This window comes from Kocuria rhizosphaericola, assembly GCF_044462205.1.
In the GTDB taxonomy this organism is placed as follows: Bacteria; Actinomycetota; Actinomycetes; order Actinomycetales; family Micrococcaceae; genus Kocuria; species Kocuria rhizosphaericola.
Genome location: NZ_JBISWK010000047.1, coordinates 20,595 through 27,628 on the forward strand (window position 1 = coordinate 20,595; position 7,034 = coordinate 27,628).

Consider the following 7,034-nt stretch of genomic DNA (forward strand, 5'->3'; position numbering starts at 1 on the left):
CCCCGGTCCGCTCCACCACCCACCATCCAGCTCGAGACGAGGAGGCCCGCATGAGCGAGCACGTTCTGGAGATGCGCCGGATCAGCAAGTCCTTCCCCGGCGTCAAGGCGCTGCAGGACGTCACCCTGGCCGTCGCCCGCGGCGAGGTCCACGCGATCTGCGGGGAGAACGGCGCCGGCAAGTCCACCCTCATGAAGGTGCTGTCCGGGGTGTATCCGCACGGCACGTACGAGGGGGACATCGTCCTGGAGGGCGGCACGGTCTCCTTCCGGGACATCAAGGACAGCGAGCGCAGCGGGATCGTGATCATCCACCAGGAGCTGGCGCTGTCCCCGTTCCTGTCCGTCGCCGAGAACATCTTCCTCGGCAACGAGCGCGCCACCCGTGGGGTCATCGACTGGAACGCGACCAACCGGAAGGCCGTCGAGCTGCTCCGGCGCGTGGGCCTCGACGTGAACCCCAGCACCCCGGCCGGGGACATCGGGGTGGGCAAGCAGCAGCTGGTGGAGATCGCCAAGGCGCTCTCCAAGGACGTGAAGCTGCTCATCCTCGACGAGCCCACGGCCGCCCTGAACGACGAGGACTCGGCGCACCTGCTGGGCCTGGTCCGGGGACTGCGCCAGGACGGGATCACCTGCATCATCATCAGCCACAAGCTCAACGAGATCCGGGCGATCGCCGACTCCGTGACGATCCTCCGCGACGGGCAGACCATCGAGACCCTCAGCCTCCACGACGGGTCGGTCACGGAGGACCGGATCATCAAGGGCATGGTGGGCCGCGAGCTCACGAACCGGTACCCGGAACGGGTCCCCGACATCGGTGCGGAGGTGCTCCGCGTGGAGGACTGGACCGTGCACCACCCTCGGGAGCACTCGCGGGTGGTGGTGGACGGGGCGCACCTCAACGTGCGCTCGGGCGAGATCGTCGGGATCGCCGGGCTCATGGGCGCCGGCCGGACCGAGCTGGCCATGAGCATCTTCGGGCGCAGCTACGGGTCCCACATCACCGGGCGGATGTACAAGAACGGCCAGGAGATCACGGCGCGGACCGTCAGCGAGGCGATCCGGCACGGCATCGCCTACGCCACCGAGGACCGCAAGCGCTACGGGCTCAACCTCATCGACGACATCAAGCGGAACATCTCCTCGGCGGCCCTGGGCAAGCTCACGTCCGCGGGCTGGGTGAACGGCGGGCGCGAGACGCTGGTGGCGCAGGAGTACCGGACCAGCATGAACATCAAGGCGCCCTCGGTGTCGTCGATCACCGGGAAGCTCTCGGGCGGCAACCAGCAGAAGGTCGTCCTGTCCAAGTGGATGTTCGCCGACCCCGACGTGCTCATCCTCGACGAACCGACCCGCGGCATCGACGTGGGCGCCAAGTACGAGATCTACACGATCATCAACGAGCTGGCCGCACAGGGCAAAGCCGTGCTGGTCATCTCCTCCGAGCTGCCGGAGCTGCTGGGGATCTGCGACCGGATCTACACGCTCGCCGAGGGCCGGATCACCGCCGAGGTCCCCATCGCCGAGGCAACCCCCGAACGACTCATGCAGCACATGACCAAGGAAAAGGACTGACCCATGGTTTCCACCCTCGTCGACGAGGACCGGGCCCTCGACAGCAGGAGCCCCCAGAAGAGCTCCGCCGTGGCCGACGCCGGCCGGTTCCTCATGAGCAGGCTCCGCCAGATCGGCATCTTCCTGGCCCTGCTGGTGATCGTGACACTGTTCCAGGCCCTGACGGGCGGCGCGCTGCTCCAGCCGGACAACGTCTACAACATCATCGTCCAGAACAGCTACATCCTGCTGCTGGCGATCGGCATGGTCATGATCATCGTGGCCGGGCACATCGACCTCTCGGTCGGGTCGGTGGCCGCGTTCGTGGGCGCCATGTCCGGGATCATGATCAGGGACTGGAGCCTGCCGTGGTGGGTGGCCCTCGTGGCCTCCCTCGCGGTCGGCGCGCTCGTCGGGGCCTGGCAGGGCTTCTGGGTGGCCTACATCGGGATCCCCGCCTTCATCGTGACCCTCGCCGGCATGCTCGTCTTCCGCGGCCTGACGCAGATCGTGCTCGAGAACCAGCGGATCACCGGGTTCCCGCCGGAGTACCGCCAGCTCGGCGGCGGCTCCCTCTTCCCGGGGCTGTTCCCACCGGCGACCAACATCCTCGACTGGACCACCGTGGGCCTCGGCCTCATCGCCATGGCGCTGCTCGTCGTGAGCCAGCTGCGCGGCCGCGCCAACCGCGCGAAGCTCGACCTGGAGGACGAGCCGCGCGCCTGGTTCCTCACGCGCCTGGTCTTCGGCGTCGTCGTCATCCTCGCGCTCACCCTGCTGCTGGCCAGCTCCCGCGGCGGGACGCCGATCGTGCTCGTGGTCCTCGGGGTCCTGGTGGTGACCTACAGCGCCGTCATGAACCGCACGGTGTTCGGCCGCCACGTCTACGCCCGCGGCGGCAACCTCCAGGCCGCTCAGCTGTCCGGTGTCAACACCAAGCGCGTCGACTTCCTGCTGTTCGTCAACATGGGCGTGCTGGCTGCGCTGGCCGGCCTGGTGTTCACCGGGCGTCTGAACTCCGCCGGGCCGGGTGCCGGAAACCTGTTCGAGCTGGACGCGATCGCCGCGGCCTTCATCGGCGGCGCCGCCGTGACCGGCGGCGTGGGCACGATCATCGGCGCCATCACCGGCGGTCTCATCATGGGCGTGCTCAACAACGGCATGTCGCTCATGGGCGTGGGGATCGACTACCAGCAGTTCATCAAGGGCCTGGTGCTGCTGCTGGCGGTCGGGTTCGACGTGTTCAACAAGCGCCGCGCCTCGAACGCCCTCAAATGACCGCACCCGCACCACAGGTCTTCGGGACGCTGCCCGACGGGCGGGAGGTCACCGCGCACACCCTGACCGCCCCGGGCGGGCCGGTGCTGCGGATCCTGGACCTCGGTGCCACGGTCCAGGCCCTGCACCTGCCCGACCGGGCCGGGGGCCCCGGCACCAACGTGATGCTGGGCCATCCGGACGCCGCAGGCTGCGCGGCACCCCCGGAGGCCTTCCTGGGGGCGGTGGTCGGCCGGTACGCCAACCGGATCGCCGGCGCCCGCTTCGACCTCGACGGGCGCACCGTGGACCTGGCGGCCAACGAGGGCGGCAACACCCTGCACGGAGGCCCGGACGGCTTCCACCGCCGCACCTGGCAGGTGGTGGACGTGCGTCCGGACCGGCTGGTCCTGGAGCTGGTCAGCCCGGACGGCGACCAGGGCTTCCCCGGCCGGCTCACGGTGCGGGCCGAGTACCGTGTGACCGGCCGCACCGTGACCCTGGACCTCCAGGCCCGCACCGACGCCCCCACCGTGGTGGGGCTCGCCAGCCACGTCTACCTCAACCTCGCCGGCGAGGGATCGGGGTCGATCGAGGACCACCTGCTCACCGTCGACGCCGACCACTACCTGCCGGTCGACCCGGACGGGCTGCCCACCGGTGGTCCGGCCCCGGTGGCCGGCACCCCGTTGGACCTCACCACCGCGGCGCGGCTGGGGGAGCGGATGCGCTCGGAGCACCCGCAGACGGTGGCCGCAGGCGGGATCGACCACTCCTTCCACCTGCGCGGCACCGGTCTGCGCGCCGCCGCGCGGCTGGAGCACCCCGCGAGCGGGCGGTCCGTGGAGCTGTGGACCGACCAGCCCGGACTGCAGGTGTACACGGGCAACGCGCTGGACGGAGCCATCACCGGCACCGGCGGGCGGAGCTACCCGCGGGGAGCGGGTCTCGCCCTGGAGCCCCAGCGCCATCCGGACTCACCCAACCGGCCGGAGCTCTCCGACCCCGTGCTGCGGCCGGGCGAGACCTACCGCTCCCGCACGGAGTGGCGCTTCCGGCGCTAGCGGCCGCCGGCCTTCTTCTCGCGCCGCTTCGCCATGATGCGGCCGAAGACCGCGGTGCCGACCATGAACAGGATCTTTCGCATGCTGGTGCTCCTTCTGTGCTGTGCTGCCTGGATGACGTGCCCGGTCCACGCTACGGGCTGTCCCGGAAAAAGGTAAGTGGGCTGAAGGATCCTTGCGCTGCGTTCCCGGCGCCGGAGGACGGCGCCGCCGTCCTCCGGCGCCGGGCGGCCCCGTGGCGCGCGGACCCGCCGGACCGGGCTCAGGGGACCACCGAGCGCAGGTGCGCCAGGACCGCCGCACCGACCTCCTCGGGCCGCTCCTCGGCGAGGAAGTGGCCGGCGTCCAGGGCCCGGCCCGTGGCCCGTGGGAACTGCCGCCGCCACAGGGCGAGCGGGTCCTCCCGTGCGCCGACCCGGCCCTTCGAGCCCCACAGGACGAGCGCGGGGAGGTCCCGCTGCTCGTGCTCGTCCGCCTCGTCGATCTCCACGTCCGGGCCGGCGGCCGCGCGGTAGTCGCGGCACCAGGCGTCGACCACGGCGGGGTCCCGCGCCGCGTCCTCGTAGGCGGCGAGCGCGGCCGGGTCGAACGGGACCTGCGTGCCGCTGAGCCCCTGGAGCGTCCGGTGCACGAAGTAGACGGGGTCGTGGCCGATCAGGGTCTGCGGCAGGCCCTCGCCCTGGGCGAGGAAGGTCCAGTGGTAGTACTGCTGGGCCAGCCACGCGTCCATCGACCGCCACACCTCCAGGGTGGGCAGGATGTCCAGGAGCGCCACGGAGGCGACCGCGCCGGGGGCGTCGAGGGCCATCCGGTGGGCGGTCCGGGCGCCGCGGTCGTGCCCGACGACGGAGAACCGGTCGTGACCCAGCGCCCGCATGAGCTGCACCTGGTCGGCGGCCATCGCCCGGAAGGTGCGGTCCTCGCTGCTCGTGCGCGAGCGGCCGTAGCCGCGCAGGTCGGCCGCGACCACGGTGAACTCCTCGGCCAGCACGGGGGCGAGGAGGTGCCACATGGCGTGGGTCTGCGGGAAGCCGTGCAGCAGGAGCACGGGCGGGCCGTCGCCGCCCGCGCGGGCGTGGACTGTGCCGTCGGGCACGGGGACGTCGTGGGCGGTGAAGTCGGGGAACACGGTTCCTCCTGCGGGTCGGGACGGGCCGCGCGGCGCGGGGCCGGGACTGGAATGCGGGGTCCGGGGCGTTGTACGTGATGGGCTGGACCGCACACGCTCCAGACAACACCAGCGAGGAACCGGGAGAAACCCCATGAACCACGCCTCGACGCAGTTCGTCGACCCCACGGCCACGGCCGGCCACGACGCGAGCTCGCGGGAGCTCGCGGAGACAGCCGAGCGGTACACCGCGCACACGTACTCCCCCCTGGACGTCGTGGCCGCCCGGGCCCAGGGCACGACCGTCACGGACGTGGAGGGCCGCGAGTACCTCGACTTCCTCGCCGGCTACTCGGCGCTGAACTTCGGCCACGGCCACCCGGCGGTCCTGGAGGCGGCCCGGACCCAGCTGGAGCGGGTGACGCTGACCAGCCGCGCGGTCCACAACGACCAGCTCGGCCCCTTCGCCCGCGAACTGTGCGCCCTGCTCGGCCAGGACATGATGCTGCCGATGAACACCGGTGCCGAGGCCGTGGAGTCGGCGATCAAGGTCGCCCGGAAGTGGGGCTACGAGCGCAAGGGGGTGGCCCCGGGCCGGGCGCAGATCATCGTGGCGGCGGGGAACTTCCACGGCCGCACCACCACGGTCATCAGCTTCTCCGACGACGACGCGGCCCACCGCAACTACGGCCCCTACACGCCGGGCTTCGTGACCGTCCCGTTCGGGGACCTCGCCGCCCTCGAGGCGGCCGTCACCGAGGACACGGTCGCGGTGCTGCTGGAGCCGATCCAGGGCGAGGCCGGCGTGATCGTGCCGCCCCCGGGCTATCTGCAGGGCGTGCGGCGGTGCACGGCCGAGCACGGCGTCCTGCTCGTCGCGGACGAGGTCCAGTCCGGGCTGGGCCGCACCGGCCGGACGCTGGCGTGCGAGCACGAGGACGTCGAGGCCGACCTCTACGTGCTGGGCAAGGCCCTGGGCGGGGGCGTCCTGCCGGTGTCCGCAGTCGTGGGCCGCGCGGACGTCCTGTCGGTACTGCGGCCCGGCCAGCACGGCAGCACGTTCGGCGGGAACCCGCTGGCCGGCGCCGTCGGCCGCGCCGTCGTCGCCCTCCTCGCCACCGGGGAGCCGCAGGAGCGGGCGCGGGTCATGGGGGAGAAGCTGCACGCCGGGCTGGCGGAGGTGGCGCCGCTGGGCCTGGCCGAGGTGCGCGGGCGCGGGCTGTGGGCCGGGATCGACATCGATCCGCGGCTCGGCACCGGCCGGGAGTGCTGCGAGCGGCTGGTGGCCCACGGGGTCCTGGCCAAGGACACCCACGGCTCCACCATCCGGCTGAGCCCGCCGCTGGTGATCACGGACGCGGAGCTGGAGCGGGGGCTGGCCGCCCTCGCGGACGTGCTGCGGGAGATGGCGCGCCGCTGATCCGCCCCTGAGCCGCCTCAGCTCGCCCCGGCGGGCTCCTCGCCGCGGGCGAGCGCCGACTCGATGCTGCCGGCGAGCTGCGCCGGCGAGGTCTTCGGGGCGAAGCGGCGGATCACCCGCCCGTCCCGGCCCACGAGGAACTTGGTGAAGTTCCACTTGATGTCGTCGCCCATGATCCCGCCCTTCTCCTCGCGCAGCCACGACCAGAGCGGGTGGGCGTCGGGGCCGTTGACGTCGACCTTCGCGAACATGGGGAACGTGACCCCGTAGTTGCGGCTGCAGAAGTCGGCGATCTCCTCCTCGCTGCCCGGCTCCTGGTGCCCGAACTGGTCGCAGGGGAAGCCCAGGACCACGAGACCGTCCTGCTTGAAGTCCCGCCACAGCTGCTCGAGCCCCTCGTACTGCGGCGTGAACCCGCACTCGCTCGCGGTGTTGACCACGAGCACCACCTTCCCGGCGTACTCGGACAGCGCCTGCTCGCGTCCGTCGAGGGTCGTGGCGGTGAAGTCGTGCAGTGTGGTCATGGGAGCCTCCGCGGCGGTCGAGGACGACGGTCTGCTCCCATTCTGCCGCCGAGTTCCGGCTCGCGCCCGCGCGGGCGCCGAGGGCGCGGACGGCGGCCGCCC

6 protein-coding genes are annotated in these 7,034 nt (G+C 72.0%); 4 read left to right on the forward strand and 2 right to left on the reverse strand.

Annotated elements, in window-relative coordinates; genetic code table 11:
* Positions 1-50: 50 nt before the first annotated feature.
* From mmsA to ACH9D2_RS05455, 3 genes are all read left to right on the forward strand, one after another.
* Positions 51-1,580 carry a multiple monosaccharide ABC transporter ATP-binding protein gene (gene mmsA / locus ACH9D2_RS05445; protein WP_396361738.1) on the forward strand — a complete coding sequence of 510 codons (1,530 nt, stop codon included), beginning with the start codon at positions 51-53 and terminating at the stop codon, positions 1,578-1,580.
* Positions 1,581-1,673: 93 nt separating this feature from the next.
* Positions 1,674-2,837 carry a multiple monosaccharide ABC transporter permease gene (gene mmsB, locus ACH9D2_RS05450; protein ID WP_396361744.1) on the forward strand — a complete coding sequence of 388 codons (1,164 nt, stop codon included), beginning with the start codon at positions 1,674-1,676 and terminating at the stop codon, positions 2,835-2,837.
* The gene (locus tag ACH9D2_RS05455) at positions 2,834-3,880 is read left to right on the forward strand and encodes a galactose-1-epimerase (RefSeq protein WP_396361739.1); all 1,047 of its coding nucleotides are present in this window, start codon (positions 2,834-2,836) and stop codon (positions 3,878-3,880) included. The genes mmsB and ACH9D2_RS05455 overlap by 4 nt, the downstream gene beginning before the upstream one ends.
* A 262-nt stretch (positions 3,881-4,142) precedes the next feature.
* Here the strand turns inward: ACH9D2_RS05455 and ACH9D2_RS05460 are convergent, their stop codons facing one another.
* Positions 4,143-5,009, reverse strand: coding sequence for an alpha/beta fold hydrolase (locus tag ACH9D2_RS05460; RefSeq protein ID WP_396361741.1), 867 nt, complete (start codon positions 5,007-5,009; stop codon positions 4,143-4,145).
* A gap of 133 nt (positions 5,010-5,142) precedes the next feature.
* Here ACH9D2_RS05460 and rocD point away from each other — a divergent pair, with 133 nt between their 5' ends.
* Positions 5,143-6,408 (forward strand): ornithine--oxo-acid transaminase, encoded by a 1,266-nt coding sequence (gene rocD, locus ACH9D2_RS05465; protein ID WP_396361742.1) that lies wholly within the window; start codon positions 5,143-5,145, stop codon positions 6,406-6,408.
* Positions 6,409-6,425: 17 nt separating this feature from the next.
* Here the strand turns inward: rocD and ACH9D2_RS05470 are convergent, their stop codons facing one another.
* Positions 6,426-6,932: a redoxin domain-containing protein gene (locus ACH9D2_RS05470; RefSeq protein ID WP_396361743.1), complete on the reverse strand. Its 507-nt coding sequence runs from the start codon at positions 6,930-6,932 to the stop codon at positions 6,426-6,428.
* Positions 6,933-7,034: the final 102 nt, after the last annotated feature.

Excerpts from the sequence above, each read along its gene's own strand:
- mmsA (WP_396361738.1), top strand. The coding sequence starts at position 51 with ATGAGCGAGCACGTTCTGGAGATGCGCCGGATCAGCAAGTCCTTCCCC.
- ACH9D2_RS05470 (WP_396361743.1), bottom strand. The coding sequence starts at position 6,932 with ATGACCACACTGCACGACTTCACCGCCACGACCCTCGACGGACGCGAG.
- mmsB (WP_396361744.1), top strand. The coding sequence starts at position 1,674 with ATGAGCAGGCTCCGCCAGATCGGCATCTTCCTGGCCCTGCTGGTGATC.
- rocD (WP_396361742.1), top strand. The coding sequence starts at position 5,143 with ATGAACCACGCCTCGACGCAGTTCGTCGACCCCACGGCCACGGCCGGC.
- ACH9D2_RS05455 (WP_396361739.1), top strand. The coding sequence starts at position 2,834 with ATGACCGCACCCGCACCACAGGTCTTCGGGACGCTGCCCGACGGGCGG.